This window comes from Pseudomonas sp. Pse35 (genome assembly GCF_024519715.1).
GTDB classification, from domain to species: Bacteria; Pseudomonadota; Gammaproteobacteria; order Pseudomonadales; family Pseudomonadaceae; genus Aquipseudomonas; species Aquipseudomonas paracarnis.
Genome location: NZ_JALJRP010000033.1, coordinates 44754 through 65284 on the forward strand (window position 1 = coordinate 44754; position 20531 = coordinate 65284).

Annotated in this window: 21 protein-coding genes; 11 read left to right on the forward strand and 10 right to left on the reverse strand. The window is 59.0% G+C overall.

All coding sequences use genetic code 11. From position 1 onward, the window contains the following. Window positions 1–33: 33 nt before the first annotated feature. From rpe to trpE, 3 genes are all read left to right on the forward strand, one after another. Entirely contained in the window at window positions 34–708 is a 675-nt protein-coding gene (gene rpe / locus OC445_RS22335; RefSeq protein ID WP_003194703.1) for a ribulose-phosphate 3-epimerase, read from the forward strand. Next, the gene (locus OC445_RS22340) at window positions 705–1523 is read left to right on the forward strand and encodes a phosphoglycolate phosphatase (RefSeq protein WP_262020362.1); all 819 of its coding nucleotides are present in this window, start codon (window positions 705–707) and stop codon (window positions 1521–1523) included. The genes rpe and OC445_RS22340 overlap by 4 nt, the downstream gene beginning before the upstream one ends. A gap of 69 nt (window positions 1524–1592) precedes the next feature. Further along, entirely contained in the window at window positions 1593–3074 is a 1482-nt protein-coding gene (gene trpE / locus OC445_RS22345) for an anthranilate synthase component I (protein ID WP_034128814.1), read from the forward strand. 122 nt (window positions 3075–3196) lie between these two features. On the opposite strand, the gene estP is transcribed toward trpE, so the two are convergent. Continuing rightward, window positions 3197–5119, reverse strand: coding sequence for an esterase EstP (gene estP / locus OC445_RS22350; protein ID WP_054896804.1), 1923 nt, complete (start codon window positions 5117–5119; stop codon window positions 3197–3199). Between the two features lie 411 nt (window positions 5120–5530). On the opposite strand from estP, the gene OC445_RS22355 reads away from it, so the two are divergent. From OC445_RS22355 to OC445_RS22370, 4 genes are all read left to right on the forward strand, one after another. Then, window positions 5531–6124: an aminodeoxychorismate/anthranilate synthase component II gene (locus tag OC445_RS22355; RefSeq protein WP_032895052.1), complete on the forward strand. Its 594-nt coding sequence runs from the start codon at window positions 5531–5533 to the stop codon at window positions 6122–6124. Between the two features lie 9 nt (window positions 6125–6133). Continuing rightward, window positions 6134–7183, forward strand: coding sequence for an anthranilate phosphoribosyltransferase (gene trpD, locus OC445_RS22360; RefSeq protein ID WP_072445542.1), 1050 nt, complete (start codon window positions 6134–6136; stop codon window positions 7181–7183). Beyond that, a complete protein-coding gene (gene trpC, locus OC445_RS22365; RefSeq protein WP_034128811.1) occupies window positions 7180–8016 on the forward strand; it encodes an indole-3-glycerol phosphate synthase TrpC in 837 nt (278 codons plus the stop codon). The genes trpD and trpC overlap by 4 nt, the downstream gene beginning before the upstream one ends. Before the next feature lie 142 nt (window positions 8017–8158). Then, complete coding sequence (locus OC445_RS22370) at window positions 8159–8854, forward strand: biotin/lipoate A/B protein ligase family protein (protein WP_054920679.1); 696 nt, start codon at window positions 8159–8161, stop codon at window positions 8852–8854. On the opposite strand, the gene crp is transcribed toward OC445_RS22370, so the two are convergent. Further along, window positions 8851–9495: a cAMP-activated global transcriptional regulator CRP gene (gene crp / locus OC445_RS22375; RefSeq protein WP_054920677.1), complete on the reverse strand. Its 645-nt coding sequence runs from the start codon at window positions 9493–9495 to the stop codon at window positions 8851–8853. The two genes, OC445_RS22370 and crp, sit on opposite strands and share 4 nt — an antisense overlap. A 247-nt stretch (window positions 9496–9742) precedes the next feature. On the opposite strand from crp, the gene OC445_RS22380 reads away from it, so the two are divergent. Next, window positions 9743–10165: an OsmC family protein gene (locus OC445_RS22380; RefSeq protein WP_003194686.1), complete on the forward strand. Its 423-nt coding sequence runs from the start codon at window positions 9743–9745 to the stop codon at window positions 10163–10165. Between the two features lie 47 nt (window positions 10166–10212). Here the strand turns inward: OC445_RS22380 and coq7 are convergent, their stop codons facing one another. The 6 genes from coq7 to hemJ all read right to left on the reverse strand — a co-directional run bounded on the left by coq7 (window position 10213) and on the right by hemJ (window position 14620). Beyond that, complete coding sequence (gene coq7, locus OC445_RS22385) at window positions 10213–10860, reverse strand: 2-polyprenyl-3-methyl-6-methoxy-1,4-benzoquinone monooxygenase (RefSeq protein WP_054920673.1); 648 nt, start codon at window positions 10858–10860, stop codon at window positions 10213–10215. Window positions 10861–10945: 85 nt separating this feature from the next. Next, a complete protein-coding gene (locus OC445_RS22390) occupies window positions 10946–11284 on the reverse strand; it encodes a histidine triad nucleotide-binding protein (protein WP_003194682.1) in 339 nt (112 codons plus the stop codon). A gap of 45 nt (window positions 11285–11329) precedes the next feature. Further along, window positions 11330–12118: an SDR family NAD(P)-dependent oxidoreductase gene (locus OC445_RS22395; protein WP_072445541.1), complete on the reverse strand. Its 789-nt coding sequence runs from the start codon at window positions 12116–12118 to the stop codon at window positions 11330–11332. 61 nt (window positions 12119–12179) lie between these two features. Beyond that, window positions 12180–13136: a DUF805 domain-containing protein gene (locus OC445_RS22400; protein ID WP_054896807.1), complete on the reverse strand. Its 957-nt coding sequence runs from the start codon at window positions 13134–13136 to the stop codon at window positions 12180–12182. A gap of 68 nt (window positions 13137–13204) precedes the next feature. Further along, complete coding sequence (locus OC445_RS22405) at window positions 13205–14167, reverse strand: NAD(P)H-dependent flavin oxidoreductase (protein ID WP_054920666.1); 963 nt, start codon at window positions 14165–14167, stop codon at window positions 13205–13207. Window positions 14168–14191: 24 nt separating this feature from the next. Continuing rightward, on the reverse strand, window positions 14192–14620 hold the full coding sequence (gene hemJ / locus OC445_RS22410; RefSeq protein WP_198791608.1) for a protoporphyrinogen oxidase HemJ: 429 nt from the start codon (window positions 14618–14620) through the stop codon (window positions 14192–14194). A gap of 134 nt (window positions 14621–14754) precedes the next feature. Here hemJ and argC point away from each other — a divergent pair, with 134 nt between their 5' ends. Together argC and erpA are read left to right on the forward strand one after the other, a co-directional pair. Next, the gene (argC, locus tag OC445_RS22415) at window positions 14755–15789 is read left to right on the forward strand and encodes an N-acetyl-gamma-glutamyl-phosphate reductase (RefSeq protein ID WP_096144476.1); all 1035 of its coding nucleotides are present in this window, start codon (window positions 14755–14757) and stop codon (window positions 15787–15789) included. 164 nt (window positions 15790–15953) lie between these two features. Next, the gene (erpA, locus tag OC445_RS22420; RefSeq protein WP_003176443.1) at window positions 15954–16304 is read left to right on the forward strand and encodes an iron-sulfur cluster insertion protein ErpA; all 351 of its coding nucleotides are present in this window, start codon (window positions 15954–15956) and stop codon (window positions 16302–16304) included. A 64-nt stretch (window positions 16305–16368) separates the two neighbouring features. On the opposite strand, the gene OC445_RS22425 is transcribed toward erpA, so the two are convergent. Both OC445_RS22425 and OC445_RS22430 read right to left on the reverse strand, forming a co-directional pair. Then, entirely contained in the window at window positions 16369–17460 is a 1092-nt protein-coding gene (locus tag OC445_RS22425) for an anhydro-N-acetylmuramic acid kinase (protein WP_034128804.1), read from the reverse strand. 3 nt (window positions 17461–17463) lie between these two features. Further along, window positions 17464–18876: a peptidoglycan DD-metalloendopeptidase family protein gene (locus OC445_RS22430; protein WP_198791609.1), complete on the reverse strand. Its 1413-nt coding sequence runs from the start codon at window positions 18874–18876 to the stop codon at window positions 17464–17466. 209 nt (window positions 18877–19085) lie between these two features. Between OC445_RS22430 and tyrS the strand changes: the two genes are divergently transcribed. Continuing rightward, window positions 19086–20291 (forward strand): tyrosine--tRNA ligase, encoded by a 1206-nt coding sequence (gene tyrS / locus OC445_RS22435; protein WP_054896812.1) that lies wholly within the window; start codon window positions 19086–19088, stop codon window positions 20289–20291. Window positions 20292–20531 lie beyond the last annotated feature (240 nt).

The window sequence follows — 20531 nt, forward strand, 5'->3', positions numbered from 1 at the left end:
CGCCATCGTGATTTAGCTCAAAAAAGGTGCGTCATGCAGCCCTTCGTCATTGCTCCATCGATTCTCTCTGCCGACTTCGCCCGCCTGGGTGAGGAAGTGGACAAGGTGTTGGCCGCCGGTGCCGACTTCGTGCACTTCGATGTCATGGACAACCACTACGTACCCAACCTGACCATCGGCCCGATGGTGTGCGCCGCGTTGCGCAAGTACGGCATCACTGCGCCGATTGATGCGCACTTGATGGTCAGCCCGGTGGACCGTATCGTCGGTGACTTCATCGAGGCGGGTGCGACTTACATCACCTTCCACCCGGAAGCTACGTTGCACGTTGACCGCACTTTGCAACTGATCCGCGAAGGCGGCTGCAAGGCGGGCCTGGTATTCAACCCGGCCACTCCGCTGAGCGTGCTTGAGTACGTGATGGACAAGGTCGACATGGTCTTGCTGATGAGCGTCAACCCAGGCTTCGGCGGGCAGAAGTTCATCCCTGGCACCTTGAACAAGCTGCGTGAGGCCCGTGCGCTGATCGATGCGTCGGGGCGTGACATTCGCCTGGAGATCGACGGCGGGGTCAACGTCAACAATATCCGTGAGATCGCCGCAGCGGGTGCCGATACCTTCGTGGCCGGCTCGGCGATCTTCAACGCCCCGGACTACCAGGCCGTCATCGACAAGATGCGTGCCGAACTGGCGCTGGCGCGTCCATGAGCGGTTTTGAGCAGTTGTTCCCCGGCAAATTGCCACGGCTGGTGATGTTCGATCTGGACGGTACCTTGATCGACTCGGTGCCCGACCTGGCGGCCGCGGTGGACCAGATGCTGCTCAAGCTGGGGCGCAAGCCGGCAGGGATCGAGTCGGTGCGCGAATGGGTTGGCAATGGCGCACCGATGTTGGTGCGCCGGGCCCTGGCCAACGACATCGATGCCACGGGTGTGGATGAGGTCGAGGCAGAACATGCCTTGGAACTGTTCAATGCCGCTTATGAAAGCAGCCACGAACTGACCGTGGTTTACCCCGGTGTGCGCGACACCCTCAAGTGGTTGAACAAGCAGGGCGTGGAAATGGCCCTGATCACCAACAAGCCGGAGCGCTTCGTTGCGCCGTTGTTGGACCAGATGAAAATCGGTCGCTACTTCCGCTGGATCATCGGCGGCGATACCTTGCCGCAGAAAAAACCCGACCCTGCGGCGCTGTTTTTCGTAATGAAAATGGCCAATATTCCGGCATCTCAGTCGCTGTTTGTCGGCGATTCACGCAGTGATGTGCTGGCGGCCAAGGCGGCGGGCGTGCAGTGTGTGGCCTTGAGTTATGGTTACAACCATGGCCGGCCGATTGCGGAGGAGTCTCCAGCGTTGGTCATTGATGACCTGCGACTGCTAATCCCCGGTTGCTTGGGCGCTGGCGCTGAGATAACGTTGCCCGACATTGATTCGTCCCCTTCTGGAAATTCCATCGTGGTGGTCACTCGCAAACTCTGGATGAAAGTCATCAAGGCCCTGGCCCGCTGGCGTTGGCGCGCCTGACTGATCCTGGCCGCGTTTGCGGCACGTTTGCCTACCTGACTGTTTGACCCTCACACCACGAGGCACCTCATGACCCGCGAAGAATTCCTGCGTTTGGCCGCTGCCGGCTATAACCGTATCCCCATGGCTTGCGAAACCCTGGCCGACTTCGATACGCCGCTGTCGATCTACTTGAAGCTGGCCGACGAGCCCAACTCCTACCTGCTCGAGTCGGTACAGGGCGGTGAGAAGTGGGGGCGTTACTCGATCATTGGCTTGCCATGCCGCACGGTGCTGCGGGTACACGACCATCATGTGAGCATCACCCATGATGGTGTGGAGATCGAAAGCCATGACGTAGAAGATCCGCTGGCTTTTGTCGAAACCTTCAAGGCGCGCTACAACGTGCCGACCATCGCTGGCCTGCCGCGCTTCAATGGCGGCCTGGTGGGGTACTTCGGCTATGACTGCGTGCGCTATGTGGAGAAGCGCTTGGGCAAATGCCCGAACCCGGACCCGCTGGGCGTGCCGGACATTTTGCTGATGGTGTCCGACGCGGTGGTGGTGTTCGACAACCTCGCCGGCAAGATGCATGCGATTGTCCTTGCCGACCCTGCCCAGGCTGATGCCTTCGAGCAAGGCCAGGCCAACCTGGAAGCGCTGCTTGAGAAACTCCGCCAGCCGATCACCCCGCGTCGCGGCCTGGACCTCAGCCGCCCACCTGCGGCCGACCCGGTGTTCCGCTCAAGCTTTACCCAGGATGACTACGAGCGCGCCGTCGATACCATCAAGGAATACATCCTCGCCGGTGACTGCATGCAAGTAGTGCCGTCGCAACGCATGTCCATCGACTTCAAGGCGGCGCCGATTGATCTGTACCGCGCACTGCGTTGCTTCAACCCGACGCCATATATGTACTTCTTCAATTTTGGCGACTTCCACGTCGTCGGCAGTTCGCCGGAAGTGCTGGTGCGGGTTGAAGACAACCTGATCACCGTGCGCCCGATTGCCGGCACGCGCCCCCGTGGCGCGACCGAAGAAGCCGACGTGGCGCTGGAAGAAGACCTGCTCAGCGACGACAAGGAAATCGCCGAACACCTGATGCTGATCGACCTGGGGCGCAACGACACCGGGCGTGTCTCGGAAATCGGCTCGGTGAAACTGACCGAGAAGATGGTCATTGAGCGGTATTCCAATGTGATGCATATCGTGTCCAACGTCACCGGCGAGCTGAAGGCCGGGTTGACGGCGATGGACGCACTGCGGGCGATTTTGCCGGCGGGCACATTGTCGGGGGCGCCGAAGATCCGTGCGATGGAAATCATCGACGAACTGGAGCCGGTCAAGCGTGGCGTCTACGGCGGCGCCGTCGGGTATTTTGCCTGGAACGGCAATATGGACACCGCCATTGCGATCCGCACGGCCGTGATCAAGGATGGCGAACTTCATGTGCAGGCTGGCGGCGGGATTGTGGCGGACTCGGTGCCGGCCCTTGAATGGGAAGAAACCCTGAACAAGCGTCGTGCGATGTTCCGTGCCGTGGCATTGGCAGAGCAAACTCCACAAGACTGAAGCTGGAATAAAAAATGTGGGAGCGGGCTTGCCCGCGATGGCGGTGTGTCACTTGAGATATTCAGTGACTGATCCACCGCCATCGCAGGCAAGCCAGCTCCCACATTTGTTTTGCGCAGTATTTAGAAATCCAGACTGACCCCGACATTGATGCCTTGCTGGGTCAAATTGTCATCCTTCCTCAGGTTATACGCCGCGCGCAGTGCCAGGTCCTGAGTCAGCTTGTGGCTGACACCCAGGCTCAAGCGGTCAGAGTTACTGCGAGGCGTATAGCCGTCCAGCTTGAAGTCGATTCCCTGGACGCTGTTGAGCGAAATGTTCACCTTCTGGGTGTCATTTTCAAACTCATGCTCGTGTGCAACTTCGCCAAAAACCTGGGTTTGCGGCGCGATGCGGTAGCTGCCTTGCAGGCCGACGCCCAGGCGCTTGGAGTCGCGTTGTTGATCATCAAAGGTCAGGGCGGTGGAGCGGCTGTTTTTCTCCGAGTAACCATTGACTTCAACCCGCGCGTAATCGGCGCTGATGAACGGCGACAGGTGCCAGTCGCTGCCCGGTGTGGCGATGTCATACCCCACGCGGCCGCTCAGTGCCCAGAGCCAGCCATCGGTATCACCTTTCTCCGAGCCTTCACTGACACCCAGGGCGAACTTGCGCTTGAGGCTGTCGAAGTCCAGCTTGCCGCCGGTCAATGCGGCATCGGCCCACCAGTGATTTTGCTGATACTGAGCGAAAGCCGTGCCCATATAGCTGTTGAGCTTGTAGTCCGAATCATTGGCACCGGCTTCGAGGGTCTGCCGATACAGGCCAGCGGCAACGCCCACGCGCCAGTTTTCATCGAGCCGGTAGCTGCCACCGATATTCAGGTTGTAGCCGCTGCCGTCGCCACTGGCCGAGCTGCTCTGATCATCGAAATCCAGGCGTTGGCCGCCGCCGGCCACTATGGCGCGCCATTGGCCGACGGCTTGCCAACTGCCGTTGTCTGCTTGCCATTGGTTACGCACCTCGTCCTGGTGGGCGCGCAATGTGCCTTGGGCCATTTCCGGCAGCAAGGTCAGTTCCCACGGCGCGGCGAGTAGCGAATAGGCGTAGTCGGCAATCAAGCGTTGCCCGGCCACAGTCGGGTGGACCGAGTCGTTGTAGATCAGCTTGGTCGGGTCCGGATTGGTACCGCCGATGCCGTAGGTTGGGTTGGCGGTGCAACTGTTGCCGCTGAAGCAGGTGCCGGTCAGGTTCTGGCCGGTGGCGAGGCCGAAGCGGGCCGGATCGGCGAAAGCCTCGTTCAACAACAGCGGGATGTTCAGCGGAATAACCTGCGCATCCACTTGTGACAGGCGCTGTACCAGGGACTGGTTGAAAATATTGCTCAGGGCCGAGGTCGATGCTTGCTGTGGGGTGCCGTTGATGGCCGGCGTCAGTCCTAGGTCGGGTAGCATCCAGACCATGATGTAGCGTGCGCCGGCTTGTTGCAGGGCCTGGGCGCTGTCCGCCAGACGCCCACCTGCGGCGACCGCTTGAGCGGGGCTGAGTACCCGGCCTTGGAGGAAGTCGTTGCCCCCACCGGAAAGGAAGTAGAGCGCGTTCGGGTCAGCTCTCCCACCATTGGCCGGCAAATAGCCCTGCCGGCTGCGCAACACGGTGCCACCCCCGGCATTGCCGGGGGGAATCGCAGCATCGGAGACTGAGGTAATAGAGTCGAGGATATTGTCGGTACGGTAACCACCCACTGCCCAGTTGTTCCCGTCTGGCAAACCTTGGGCTGCGCGAACGGGTGAGGTGGAGGCATTCAGGTCATTGGGGGCTACCCCCAATTTGGCACCCAATAGGGTTGAGGAGACCAGGCCGTACTCACCCTGGAAGTTCGCCCCGGTTCGATTGGTAAAGCGCAACGTGGCACCGGCCGAACCGTCGGGAAACTGGCCTGCATCAGCCAGGCTGTCGCCGAAAACCACCATAGTTGAATAAGGTGACGGGGCTGCGAACGCCTGGGCGCAGGCCAATGACAGGAGGCAGCCGGCAAGGGGCGTGAAAAACGCTGGTCTGAGCATGCAAGATTCCATTCGGTTGTTTTTATGTTGGAAGTGAAACACTAGCAAAATTTCTAGCATTTTCTGTAGGGATATGTGGAATCTGCCTACGTTGGCCCCCGTATTTGCGGCTCCATATTGCACCGCTGGCGAGCCTACGTTACTGTGCCTGAACGTATGAATGAGACCCTCCCCGTGTTGATCATCAGCAAACTCTTGATGCGAGTAGTCAAGGCACACGCCCGTTGGCGTTGGCGCGCCTGACATTTTTCTCTGCCGGCCTGGCCGGACCTGTACCGATTTGCCTTCTTCACCCGTTGCCTGACGCCCCTTGCCAACTCACCCTGGCAACCGGAACGTGTGTCTGGCAGCGGGTCACACTCTTGGAAGGCGGTCATTTGAAATCAGTGAATTCAAGAGGTTTGAACCCACATGTTGCTGATGATTGATAACTACGACTCCTTTACCTACAACGTTGTGCAATACCTGGGCGAGCTGGGTGCCGAGGTCAAGGTGGTGCGCAACGATGAACTCACTGTTGCCGAAATCGCCGCGTTGAACCCCGAGCGCATCGTCGTCTCACCTGGCCCGTGCACGCCGACCGAGGCGGGCATCTCTCTGGAAGCTATCCAGTATTTCGCCGGCAAGCTGCCGATCCTGGGCGTCTGCCTGGGCCACCAGTCCATCGGCCAGGCGTTTGGCGGTGATGTGGTGCGCGCGCGGGAGGTCATGCACGGCAAGACCAGCCCGGTGTTCCATCGTGACCTGGGCGTGTTCCACGGCCTGAACCTGCCGGTGACCGTGACCCGTTACCACTCACTGGTGGTCAAGCGTGAAACCTTGCCCGAATGCCTGGAACTGACCGCCTGGACCCAATTGGAAGACGGCTCGGTCGACGAGATCATGGGCTTGCGTCACAAGACGCTGAACATCGAAGGGGTGCAATTTCACCCTGAATCAATCCTGACCGAGCAGGGCTACGAGCTGTTCGCCAACTTTCTCAAGCAGAGCGGCGGCACGCGCTAAGGACTTTTCATGGATATCAAGACTGCCCTGAGCCGTATCGTCGGCCATCTGGACCTTAGCACCGCGGAAATGAGCGATGTGATGCGCGAGATCATGACCGGCCAATGCACCGATGCCCAGATCGGCGCCTTTATGATGGCGATGCGCATGAAGAGCGAAAGCATCGACGAAATAGTCGGTGCGGTGTCGGTGATGCGTGAGCTGGCGGACAAGGTCGAGCTCAAGACTCTCGACGGCGTCGTCGATGTGGTGGGCACCGGCGGTGACGGTGCGAATATTTTCAACGTGTCGACCGCCTCATCTTTTGTGGTGGCCGCCGCTGGTTGCACCGTCGCCAAGCACGGTAACCGTGCAGTGTCTGGCAAGAGCGGCAGTGCCGACTTGCTGGAAGCGGCCGGTATTTACCTGAACCTCACGCCGGTGCAAGTAGCGCGCTGCATTGACAGCGTTGGTATCGGCTTCATGTTTGCCCAGTCCCATCATGGCGCAATGAAACACGCTGCCGGCCCGCGTAAGGACCTTGGCTTGCGTACCCTGTTCAACATGCTCGGCCCGCTTACGAATCCGGCCGGTGTGAAGCACCAGGTGGTAGGCGTGTTCAGCCAGGCGCTGTGCCGGCCGCTGGCCGAAGTCTTGCAACGCCTGGGCAGCAAGCATGTGCTGGTGGTGCATTCCAAGGATGGCCTTGACGAATTCAGCTTGGCGGCGCCGACCTTCGTGGCCGAGCTCAAGAACGACGAGGTCACCGAATATTGGGTCGAGCCCGAAGACCTGGGTATGAAAAGCCAGAGCTTGCACGGCCTGGCGGTGGAAAGCCCGGCAGCTTCGTTGGAATTGATTCGTGATGCCCTGGGGCGTCGCAAGAGCGAAAACGGTCAGAAAGCTGCGGAGATGATTGTGCTCAATGCTGGCGCAGCCCTTTACGCCGCTGACCATGCCTATAGTCTCAAGGAAGGTGTCGCCTTGGCCCACGATGCGCTGCACACCGGCCTGGCTCGTGAGAAGCTCGAAGAGCTGGGAGCATTCACCGCCGTATTCAAGATGGAGAATGAAGGATGAGTGTGCCAACTGTTCTGGAAAAGATCCTGGCCCGTAAGGCTGAAGAAGTGGCCGAGCGCCGTGCCCGGGTGAGCCTGGCCGAGTTGGAAGCGCAGGCGAAAAGCGCCGAGGCACCACGCGGCTTTGCCAATGCCTTGATCGCCCAGGCCAAGCTCAAGCAGCCGGCCGTGATCGCCGAGGTCAAGAAAGCCTCGCCGAGCAAAGGCGTGATTCGCGAACACTTCGTACCCGCTGAGATCGCCGTCAGTTACGAGAAGGGTGGGGCAACCTGCTTGTCTGTGCTGACGGATATTGACTACTTCCAGGGTTCCGACCCGTTCCTGCAACAGGCGCGCGCTGCGTGCAAGCTGCCGGTGATCCGCAAGGATTTCATGGTCGACCCGTACCAAATCGTCGAAGCTCGTGCCTTGGGTGCCGACTGCGTGTTGCTGATTGTCTCGGCATTGGATGACGTGAAGATGGCCGAGCTGGCGGCCGTGGCCAAAAGCGTCGGCCTGGACGTGTTGGTCGAAGTGCATGACGGCGACGAGCTGGAGCGCGCATTGAAGACCCTCGATACTCCGCTGGTGGGCGTCAACAACCGTAACCTGCATACCTTCGACGTCAGCCTGGAAACTACCCTCGACCTGCTGCCGCGTATTCCGCGCGATCGCTTGGTGATTACCGAGAGTGGCATCGTCAATCGCGCCGATGTGGAATTGATGGAAATCAGTGGTGTGTACTCGTTCCTGGTGGGCGAGACCTTTATGCGCGCCGAGAACCCGGGGGCGGAACTGCAGCGTTTGTTCTTCCCGGAGCGCGGTACGACGATCAGCGGTTCGACACTAGACTGATTTGAAATACGCTCGGAACTGTAGGCGCTGGCTTGCCTGGATAGCGGCGGGTCAGCCAACCTCTGTGTAGCTGACACACCGCTATCGCAGGCAAGCCAGCACCCACATTGGTTTTGTGTTTATTCAGGTAGGTAGGTGTTCGATGCTCCAGCCCGTGATCATGACTGTCGAAGCAGGCCTTGCCGCCGAGCAAGACCTATTGGCAGCGGTTTGCGCGGGTGAGCAGGCATTCGGATTGCTGTTCTGGCAGCCCAGTGACCAAGCGCTGGTCATGCCGCGCCGTTTGAGCCGGCTGCCGGCATTCGCGGTGGCGAGCCAGGTCTCGGCCGATGCGGGTTGGCCGGTATTGCTGCGTGAAACCGGCGGTGAGCCGGTGCCGCAGTCCGGCGCCACGGTCAACATCGCCCTGGTCTATGCCCCACCGCGTAGCGAAGGCGACCAGGGGCGCATCGAAACCGGCTATCAGCGCTTGTGCCAACCGATCTGTGATCTGTTGATCGAGTTGGGTGGCGATGCGTCCGTCGGCGAAATTGACGGTGCGTTTTGCGACGGTCGTTACAACGTCAACCTCAATGGCCGCAAAATGGTGGGCACTGCCCAGCGTTGGCGGCAAAGCGGTGGCCGCCCGGTCGGGTTGGTGCATGGGGCGATGTTGCTGGAGAATGATCGTGAGGAATTGATTGCGGCGGTCAACCGCTTCAATCAAGCCTGCGGCTTGGAGCAGCGGGTTCGCGCCGATAGCCATATCGCACTGCACGAAGCGTTTCCCGCGCCGGACGCGATCCGTCGGCTCGACACGTTGTACCGGCAGATGCTGGCTGGCTTCCTGCCGCTCTAGCGAGTACCGAACACCACCATCGTCTTGCCTTTGACGTGCACCAGGTTGCGTTCTTCCAAATCCTTGAGCACGCGGCCGACCATTTCCCGCGAACACCCGACAATACGTCCGATCTCCTGGCGCGTGACTTTGATCTGCATGCCGTCGGGATGGGTCATGGCGTCGGGTTGTTTGCATAATTCCAGCAGGCAGCGAGCGACGCGGCCAGTGACATCAAAGAACGCCAGGTCGCCGACCTTACGCGTGGTGTCGCGCAGGCGCTGGGCGATCTGACCGCTCAGGGCGTACAAGATGTCCGGATCATGCTGGGCCAATTCGCGAAATTTCGCATAGCTGATTTCGGCCACTTCGCACTCAACTTTGGCCCGTACCCAAGCACTACGTTCCTGCTCTTTGCCTGCTTGTTCAAACAAACCCAGCTCCCCGAAGAAGTCTCCGGCGTTGAGATAGGCAATGATCATCTCACGGCCATCCTCATCCTCGATCAGGATGGTGACCGAGCCTTTGATGATGAAGAACAGGGTTTCTGAACGCTCGCCGGCGCAGATGATGTTGTGTTTGGCCGGATGACGTCGGCGCTGGCAGTGAAGCAGCAGCTTGTCGAGGTTCTTGATCTTGGATGTGGGAGTAAGAGCAACCATGGTTGTATCCCGAAAAAGACTGCGCGGTGTCGTTGGCGTTGTTTTTATCCAGCGGCATCTCATTGATACACGCCGTACAAGACATGGCAATGCGCCATTCATTTGGCGCCAGCTTACCAGACACCTTCTGTCGCGATTAGCCAATTTAGCGGGCAAACGCTGTCATTTATCGATTTTATGCAGGGCGCTGCTGTTTCAAGGCCCTGTGCTAAGCTGGCGACCCTTTTTTAGCAGTGGAGTCTGGGCGATGAAGGCACGCATCCAATGGGCGGGCGAAGCCATGTTCCTCGGTGAGTCGGGCAGCGGCCACGTGGTGGTTATGGATGGCCCGCCGGAAGCCGGCGGTCGGAACCTGGGTGTACGCCCCATGGAAATGTTGCTGCTGGGTGTGGGCGGTTGCAGCAATTTCGACGTGGTCAGCATCTTGAAGAAGTCCCGGCAAGCCGTGGAAAGCTGCGAAGCCTTCCTGGAAGCCGAGCGCGCCACTGAAGACCCCAAGGTTTTTACCAAGATCCATATGCATTTCGTGGTCAAGGGCCGGGCGCTGAAAGAAGCCCAGGTCAAGCGGGCCATCGAGCTGTCGGCCGAGAAGTACTGCTCAGCATCGATCATGCTGGGGGCCGCGGGCGTGGTCATTACCCACGACTACGAAATCATCGAGTTGGGTTGATTGCAGCAGGCAAAAGAAAGGGCGCTTCGGGCGCCCTTTTTTTCGGTTCAGATTCGATAGGTGCTTTTGGTCATGACCTTGGCCAGCAGGCTCATGCCGAACCGTACCGGGGCTGGAAAGCGGAAGCCGCCCGCGTCCAGCGCGCTCTCTGCGTGGTGTTCTTCATCGATGCGCATCTGCTCAAGAATGGCCCGTGACTTTTCGTCTTCGGCCGGCAGTTGCTCCAGGTGTTCGTCCAGGTGCTTGCACACCTGATGTTCTGTCGCGGCCACAAACCCCAGGCTGACTTTGTCGCTGATCAGCCCGGCAGCCGCGCCGATACCAAACGACAAGCCATAAAAAAGTGGGTTGAGCACGCTGGGATGGCTGCCCAACTGGCGGATGCGTTGTTCGCACCAGGCCAGATGGTCGATCTCTTCCTCGGCCGCATGCTCCATCGCCGTGCGTACCTGTGGCAACTTGGCGGTCAGCGCCTGGCCCTGGTACAACGCCTGGGCACAGACTTCACCGGTATGGTTAATGCGCATCAGGCCAGCGACGTGACGGGTATCGGTGTCGCTCAGCTGTACATCCGGCTGCACGATGGCGGGCGAGGGACGGTAGGGCTGGCCGCTGAACGGCAGCAGGGTGCGCATGGCCGTGTCGGCTTGCAGCAACAGACGGTCAATCGGCGAGTAGTGACGTTGGGTAGTCATGCTGACCTCCGGGAAGAATCTCGGCGGCCAGTTTACCGCAAGAGAGCGTCCAGCGTTTGTGCTGAGTCAATTTGCCCTTGTGCACTCAGCCCGGTGGCCAGTTCATCTGGCGCTGACCCAGCACGTGCATATGGATGTGGTAAACGGTTTGCCCGCCGTCTTCATTGCAATTCATCACCACACGAAAGCCTTTTTCGCAGCCTTGTTCCACGGCCAGGCGTTGGGCGGTGAACAGGATATGGCCGGCCAGCGCCTTATCGTCCTCGGTCAGGTCGTTGAGGGTACGAATGGGTTTTTTCGGGATAACCAGGAAATGCACTGGTGCCTGCGGGGCGATATCGTGAAAAGCCAGGACTTGGTCATCTTCATAGATGATCTTCGCCGGTATTTCCCTGTTGATGATCTTGGTGAACAGAGTATCCACAGCTGTATCTCCATCGTGAAAAGTGAGGTGAGTGTACGTAGGCCATCAGCGTGGGCAATAGGCCTTGTTGATGGCGCCGGCAATTTTGCGAGTGAGCCAGCGTGGGCTCAGGCGTGGGCTGAACGTCAGCCATCGATTGCGGCGCCCGGGAATGATAATGGCCTTGTTCTTTTCCAGCGCCCGCACGGTGTAGAGCGCGACTTCTTCCGGGCTCATCAGCTGCTGGCTGCGGTCGAGTTTCGCCGTATCCATCTGCGCGGTGCCGAAGAATGCGGTGCGCGTGGGGCCGGGGCACAGCACTGAAACCTTGATGCCGCAGGTCTTCAATTCTTCACGCAGCCCTTCGGAGAAGTGCAATACGTAGGCTTTGCTGGCGTAGTAGCTGCTCATCCACGGCCCAGGCTGGAAGGCGGCGACCGAAGCCACATTGAGGATTTGCCCGCCGCCATGCAGGGCCATGGCATTGCCCAGTGCGTGGCACATGCGGGTCAAGGCCAGGATGTTGACCTCGATGAGGTCCTGCTCGGTCATCCAGTCCTGGGCCAGGAACGGCCCGCTGGTGCCGATGCCGGCGCAGTTGACCAGCAGGTCGATCTGTCGCTCACCCTCTTCGAGCTCCAGCAAAAAGCCGGACAAACGCAGCGGCTCGCTCAAATCACAGGCACGAAACAGCACCTCGACGCCGAAGCGTTGGGTCAACTCCAATGCAATGCTTTCCAACTGATCACGCTGGCGGGCCACCAGAATCAAGCTACGGCCGCGCCGTGCCAAGGCCTCGGCCAATGCCAGGCCGATGCCACTGGAGGCGCCGGTGATCAGAGCGTAACGGGTCATGCCTTTCTCCATCGCAACGCCACCGGCCTATGACAGTGCGTCACAGGCGGCGGGCGTTTCTTCACTGTTCTGGAGAGTCTACAGGTTCGGCTGCATCGTCAGCACTTTGCGCTTCGGCTTCGTCAACGATAGCGCTTTGATCGGCGTCTGCATCGGAGGTAATGGAGCTGCTTTCGTAGCTGCTGTCCATGTTGGCTTCAAGCTGGTCCAGGTAGCCATTCATACCCAGGGTGACGACGATGATGAGCATCAAGGGAATGAACGCCAGCCACAGCGAGGCCAGGATTTTCACCGCAGTGGAGTTGCGTGGTGGTGGCGCGCCGTACTGGTTGGCGCCCGTATTGCCTGGCAGTACCAGCAATAGGAGTGGGAATACGCTGTTTACCAGCGGAACCAGGTTGAGCAGGTACAGCCAGCCAGACCAGCCCAGGTCATGCAGGCGCTGCACGCCGATTTGCACGCTCACCACTACCAATGCCACAAACAGCGCGAAACCCAGCAGCGAGCCAATAATGATGGCGATGGTTGGCGAGGCTGTCGCCACCGCGAAGCCCACCGTACTGATGATGCCCGCTGCCACCAGCATCGCGACGGTCAGTGCCAGCGTCCAAGCCAGGTAGCGCAGGCGCCCGATGCGCCCGTGGATGGTGAATACCTTTAGGGTGGCGAACTCCGGCAGGTCGTCGCCAACTGCGGCGCGTGGCGGTGCATAAGGTGACGCAGCGGCGCGGTCAGAGGTTGACGAGTCCGTCTCGTGGGTTTCTGCAAGGTTGAACGCCACGGGTTGTTCGGCCTCGATGCGAGCGTCGATCCCGGCATTGTGCAGTGCCGTCAGGTAAGTTTGCGCGTCGGGCTGGGACAGGTCGCGCTTGAGCGCGACGGGGCGGCCGGTGAAGAGTTTTTCGATTGCTTCAACATCGCTTTTGAATAACTCGGCGAGGTTCAGCTTGGCGGTGGTGCTTTCGACACCTGGGCGCAAGGCTCCGTCAAACACAATCTTGAAACGGCTGTCGCTCATGCGGGCATCCTTGTCACGTAATCAGGAAGAGTATGCAGGCCTGTCCAGTTGGCAGGCCCTGCAGTGGGTCAGCGTGGCCAGCGCAGTTGCGCGGCGTGCTCGCGTGCTTTGCGGTATTCGGCATCCAGGCGCGCTATGAGCTCATCCACAGTGGGTACATCATTGATCTCACCGACGCCTTGGCCAGCAGACCATACAGTTTTCCACGCTTTGGCCTCATCGCTCAATGGCTTGAGCTTGGAACCGAAATTGACTTCACCCTTGCCTTGAAGCGCAGCAAGGTCAAAACCGGCATTTTCCAGGCTCTGGCGCATAAAGCTTGCAGGTACGCCGGAGACTGCAGGAGTGTGCACGATGTCGGCAGCGCGGGATGTGAGCAGCATCTCCTTATAGGCATCCGGTGCCTGACTTTCGGTGGTGCCGATAAAGCGCGTACCGAAATATGCCAGGTCTGCCCCCAGCATCTGGGCGGCAAGAATTTCGTGCCCATGGTTAAGGCAGCCCGCCAGCAGCAGGGTTTTGTCGAAGAACTGGCGAATTTCGGCAATCAGCGAAAAGGGGCTCCAGGTGCCAGCGTGGCCACCCGCGCCAGCGGCTACGGCAATCAGGCCGTCTACGCCGGCTTCAGCGGCTTTTTCCGCATGGCGTCGGGTAGTAACGTCATGAAATACCAGGCCGCCGTAGCTATGAACCGCGTCCACCAGTTCCTTTACCGCACCGAGGCTGGTGATGACGATGGGCACCTTGTGCTCGACACAGATCGCCAGGTCGGCCTCCAGCCGCGGGTTGCTGTTGTGCACGATCAGGTTCACGGCATAGGGCGCAGGATTGTCCAGCAGCGCCAAGCCCGCTTCGATTTCTTCCAGCCAGGCCTTGAAGCCGCTGCTTTCGCGTTGGTTGAGCGCCGGGAAACTCCCCACTACCCCGTTGCGACAGCAGGCCAGGACCAGTTGTGGATTGGAGATCAGAAACATCGGCGCGGCCACCACGGGCAGGCGCAGACGTTGTTCCAGCAGAGCGGGCAGCGACATTGGAGGTTCCCCGAGTAATTGACGTTAGAACGGTTTGACCACGACCAAAATTACGATAGCCAGCAATATCAGAACCGGGACCTCATTGAACCAGCGATAAAAGACATGGCTGCGGGTGTTTTCGCCACGGGCGAAGCGTTTTACCTGTGCGCCGCACATGTGGTGATAGCCGATCAGCAGGACGACCAGGGTCAGCTTGGCGTGGATCCAGGCCCCCGACTGGAAAATGCCTGGGTTGAGGGCCAGCATCCAGATGCCGAAGACCAGTGTGGCAACCATCGCCGGGCCCATGATGCCACGGTACAACTTGCGCTCCATGATGCTGAAGCGCTCCTTGCTGACGGTGTCTTCGCTTTGGGCGTGGTAGACGAACAGGCGCGGCAGGTAGAACAGCCCGGCAAACCAGCAAACGATGCTGACGATATGTAAGGCTTTGACCCATAGATAGAGCATTTTAGTTATTCCCAGGTTCACGGTAGCGAAGATAGTAGTGGCTCATGCGCCCGTACGTCACGTTGACGGTTGTCGCAGGACGATACGGCCCCTATTATCGACGGCTTTCCAGTGGGTTCGTTGAGGGCAGGTTTATGGTCAAGGTCGGTATCGTCGGCGGCACGGGTTACACCGGTGTCGAATTGCTGCGTCTGTTGGCTCAGCATCCGCAGGCTGAGGTGGTGGTCATCACTTCCCGATCCGAAGCCGGGCTGGCCGTGGCCGATATGTACCCGAACCTGCGAGGCCACTATGACGGTCTGGCGTTCAGTGTGCCGGACACCAAGACCCTGGCTGCCTGCGACGTGGTGTTCTTCGCCACGCCTCACGGTGTGGCTCATGCGTTGGCCGGCGAGCTGCTGGCGGCCGGCACCAAGGTTATCGACTTGTCGGCAGACTTCCGTCTGCAAGACGCCGATGAGTGGGCCAAATGGTACGGTCAGCCCCATGGTGCGCCGCAGCTGTTGGAAGAGGCGGTTTACGGCCTGCCGGAAGTCAATCGTGAGCAGATCAAGCAAGCGCGCCTGATTGCCGTGCCGGGTTGCTATCCGACGGCGACGCAATTGGGCTTTCTGCCATTGCTGGAGGCTGGCTTGGCGGATGCGTCGCGCCTGATCGCGGACTGCAAGTCGGGCGTCAGTGGTGCGGGCCGTGGTGCGGCGGTAGGTTCGCTTTACTCCGAAACGTCGGAAAGCATGAAAGCCTATGCGGTAAAAGGTCATAGGCACTTGCCGGAAATCCGCCAGGGTTTGCGTCGCGCTGCCGGCCAGGATGTGGGGCTGACCTTCGTGCCGCACCTGACACCGATGATCCGCGGGATTCACTCCACGCTGTATGCGACCGTCACCGATCGCTCGGTAGACCTGCAGTCGCTGTTTGAAAAGCGTTATGCCAATGAGCCGTTCGTCGATGTGATGCCGGCCGGTAGCCATCCGGAAACGCGCAGCGTGCGTGGTGCCAATGTGTGCCGTATTGCGGTGCATCGTCCGCAGGATGGCGACCTGGTGGTGGTGTTGTCGGTGATCGACAACCTGGTCAAGGGCGCTTCGGGCCAGGCGGTGCAGAACATGAACATCCTGTTCGGCCTGGACGAGAAGTTGGGCCTGTCCCACGCGGGGATGTTGCCTTAACGCGGGCTCACCGTTGCGCAAAGGCCCGTTGATCGGGCCTTTTGCATTTTTAATGGTCGCTGGGCGGATTGATATACCGTAACAATAGTTGACCGCTTTTCTAGGAGAAGCGGATAATACCGGTCATTACGCATATGGCGGCGCTACGCCGGGAGATTATCAGCATGAGCGTTGAATCCTTCACCCCCACGGCTTTGCAATTCACCCACGGTGCTGCGCACAAGGTGAAGAGCCTGGTCGATGAAGAGGGTAATGATCGCTTGAAGCTGCGCGTATTCGTTACGGGCGGCGGTTGTTCAGGGTTTCAGTACGGTTTTACCTTCGATGAAGATGTGGCCGATGACGACACTATCGTTGAGCGCGAGGGTGTGAGCCTGGTCGTGGATCCGATGAGCTTCCAATACCTGGCAGGTGCCGAGGTGGATTATCAGGAAGGTCTGGAAGGCTCGCGTTTCGTGATCAAGAACCCTAATGCCACCACGACATGTGGTTGCGGGTCTTCGTTCTCGATCTGATCGGTAGCAGATACAAAAACGCCGCTTGGCTTTTACGGGCCAAGCGGCGTTTTGCTGTCTGGGGTCAGGCGGGGTAGATCGCGCCAAGCACTCGAAGCCCACGTGCGCCAGTGACGCTGGGGCGATTGGCGGCGATGCCTTCCAGGCAGCAATGTGCCAGCCAGGCGAAGGCCATTGCTTCTACCCAGTCAGGATCTACGCCGTAGGCCGCTGTAGTGCTGACATGAGTGGAAGGCAGCAACGTTGTCAGCCGGCTCATCAGTGCCCCGTTATGGGCGCCGCCCCCGCAGATCAGCAAGGTTGTTGTGTCAGTCTGGGCGCTTTGCAGGGACTCGACGATGGTCAGGGCCGTCAGCTCCAGCAGGGTGGCCTGTACGTCTTGGGGTTCAAAGGCGGGCAAACGGCCAAGGTGCTGCTGCAGCCAGGCCAGGTTGAACACTTCGCGGCCCGTGCTTTTTGGGCCTTTGGTCATGAAGAACGGATCGCTGAGCAACGTATTGAGCAGTTGGGGTTGGACCTTGCCGCTGGCCGCCCATTGCCCGTTCCGATCAAAGTGTTCGCCGCGCTGCAGGTTAATCCAGGCATCGAGGAGGACGTTCCCCGGGCCGCAGTCGAAACCGGCGACAGGCTCGCCCGTCTCGATCAGGCTGAGGTTGCTGAACCCGCCGACATTCAATACCGCGCGATTGCCCGTCTGCTCGCCGAACAAGGCTTCATGAAAGGCTGGAACCAATGGAGCGCCTTGGCCGCCGGCAGCGACATCGCGGCTGCGGAAGTCGCTGACGACCGTGATGTCTGTCAGCTCGGTGAGAAGGGCAGGGTTGCCGATCTGAACGGTAAAGCCTCGGGCGGGTTCATGGCGAATCGTCTGACCATGGCTACCAATCGCCCGAATGTCTTGAGGCTTGAGGTTCTGTTGATCCAGCAAGGCGTGGATGCCTTGCGCAGCGAGCGTTACCCATTGTTGCTGTGCAATTGCCGAGCGGGCGATTTCATCCGGGCCACTGGCGCATAGGCTCAGCAGTTCTGTGCGCAAGGCGTCAGGCATCGGGATGTAATGGGTGGCGATCAGATTGACCGCCGCGCCTTGTTCGATAAGGGCGATATCCAGGCCGTCGAGGCTGGTCCCGGACATCACACCGATATAGAGCGGCATACCTTAACGCTTCGCCGAGGCCAGCATGGTGGAGCGCTCTTGATCCATGCGTGCCATCAGCGGCTGGCTCTGCTGCATGAAGCGCGCGCGTTCGGCCTTGGCAATCGGGTCAGCCATCGGCAGCTTCTGGCCCAATGGGTCGACGTGTACGCCGTTGACCTGGAACTCGTAGTGCAAGTGCGGGCCGGTGGAGAGGCCGGTAGTGCCGATGTAGCCGATCACTTGCCCCTGTTTCACGTTGCCGCCAGTCTTGACGCCCTTGGCAAAGCCTTGCATGTGGCCGTACAGCGTGCGGTAAGTGTTGCCGTGCTGGATGATCACCGTATTGCCGTAACCACCCCGGCGCCCTGCCAACAAGACCTTGCCGTCGCCCGCCGCTTTGATTGGCGTGCCACGCGGCGCGGCATAGTCGACGCCCTTGTGTGCGCGAATTTTGTTCAGAATTGGATGCTTGCGGCCCATGGAGAAACGCGAGCTAATACGAGCAAAGTCAACGGGGGTACGGATGAAAGCCTTGCGCATGCTGTTGCCATCAGCTGTGTAGTAGCTGCTGTTGCCTTGTTTGTTGGTGTAGCGCACGGCGGTGTAGGTTTTGCCACGGTTGGTGAAGCGTGCAGACAGGATGTTACCAGTGCCCACGACTTTTCCGTTGGCTACTTTCTGCTCGTAGATCACGTCGAACTCATCGCCTTGACGGATGTCTTGGGCGAAGTCGATGTCGTAGCCAAAAACGCTGGCCATGTCCATGGTCATGCTGTGCGACAGGCCCGCACGCGCGGCCGATTGCGACAGCGAGCTGTTGATCACGCCATGTACGTAGGCGGAACGCATGACGGGTTTGGTGGTGATTCGGTTGAATGCGAAGCCTTTGGCGCCTTTGCTCAGGCTGATGCTTTCCAGGTCGCTGATAGTGGTGTGCAGGTTGTTCAGCTGGCCGTCTGGCGTCAGCTCAAACTCGAGCTTTTGGCCTCGTTTGAGCTGAGTGAATTGCTTGGCTTGCTTATCGCTGGCGAGCACTTCATTTACAGCGGCGGCAGGCAATCCAACCTTTTCGAACAGGGTAGATAGTGTGTCGCCTTTGCCCACGATGACTTCGCGGTGCTGGGGATTCTTGGCTGCGGCTGCCGCAGGTGCTTCCTGGGTGGCTTGTTGAGTGTCTTCTGGAGTGCTTTCGATCTGTGCGAAAGGTGATTCGGCCGGAGCATTTGTGGCTTGTTGAGCGTCGGAAGCGTCTTGATCTTGTGTCAGTTGTTCAACTGGGCTTTCCAGATCGAGGCTCAGGGATGTTCGTTTGGCTTCAACGTCACTGGAAGGGAATACCAGCAGTGCCAGGCTGAGAAGGGCGGCGATACCACTTGCGGCGAGCAGGTGGGTCTTCGGGTAAAGCGGCGGCGCTTTAGACGGTTCAGTGGTCATAAGTAATTTTGACTTTGAAGATGAAATGGAAAAGATGAATGACATGATGAAGATGAAATAACTGTATAAAATATAACCAAATCATCTGTGGCGCAAGCTCGCGAACGCTGGGCTTGCTGAACGGTGTCCGTGCGCAGGGCAAAACTTGTAATTAGTCCCTGATCTTGTATGGTTGGTTCCCTTTTGAATCTGAGCCTTGCAGGTCTGTTATGAAGTCGGTTGAAGAGCAGCTAGCGCTGATAAAACGTGGTGCGGAAGAACTGTTGGTCGAGGCCGAGCTGATCGAAAAGCTCAAGCGTGGCCAACCCTTGCGTATCAAGGCTGGCTTTGATCCGACTGCGCCGGATCTGCACCTGGGTCATACCGTGCTTATTAATAAGCTGCGTCAGTTTCAGGAGTTGGGCCATCAGGTCATCTTCCTTATAGGTGACTTCACTGGGATGATCGGTGATCCAAGCGGCAAGAGCGCTACGCGCCCGCCGCTGACTCGTGAGCAGGTGCTCGATAATGCCGAGACCTACAAGACCCAGGTATTCAAGATCCTTGATCCAGCCAAGACTGAGGTGGCGTTCAACTCCACTTGGATGGACAAAATGGGGCCGGCAGATTTCATTCGTCTGACGTCCCAGTACACCGTGGCACGCATGCTCGAGCGCGATGACTTCGACAAGCGCTACTCGACCAATCAGCCAATCGCCATCCATGAGTTCCTTTACCCGCTGGTTCAAGGGTACGACTCGGTGGCGCTGCGCGCGGACGTTGAGTTGGGTGGCACCGATCAGAAGTTCAACCTGCTGATGGGGCGTGAATTGCAACGCGCCTATGGTCAGGAGGCTCAGTGCATTCTGACCATGCCGCTGTTGGAAGGCTTGGATGGCGTCAAGAAGATGTCCAAGTCTCTGGGGAACTATGTCGGTATCCAGGAAGCACCAGGTGTGATGTACGGCAAGTTGGTGTCTATTCCGGATGCGCTGATGTGGCGCTACTTCGAGCTGTTGAGCTTCCGCTCGATGGACGAGATCAATGCGCTGCGTGCGGATGTCGAGGCGGGCGCTAATCCTCGCGATGTGAAGATTAAGCTGGCTGAAGAAATCGTTGCGCGTTTCCATGGTGAGGAGGCTGCGGCCAGCGCTCACCGCGCGGCAGGTAATCGCATGAAAGACGGCGAGCTGCCTGACGATCTGCCGGAAATTGAATTGACTGCTGCTGAGGCGATGCCGATTGCGGCTGTGCTTAATAAAGCTGGCTTAGTGAAGAATTCGGCGGTCGCGCGTGATCTCTTGGGTTCGGGCGGTGTACGTATAGATGGTGAGGTGGTTGATCGCACCTTTATATACGAGCTGGGCGCGACTCACGTTTGCCAGGCGGGGAAGAAGGCATTTGCGCGTATTACGCTCAAATCCGAACAAGTCTGAAAATAGGTGTTGACGGCGAATTATATCTGTCTATAATTCGCCCCACTTCCGGCGCAGTCGAAACGGAAAACTCCTTGGCAAACAATGAGTTATGCAGTTTTCGGCAGCAAGTTGCTTCAGTTCATCGAAGCCAAAAGGAAGTTGAAAAAGAGGTGTTGACAGCAGCGTGTAACGCTGTAGAATTCGCCTCCCGCTTACGAGAGATCGCAAGCGCAAGTGGTTGAAGTTGTTGAAGAAATC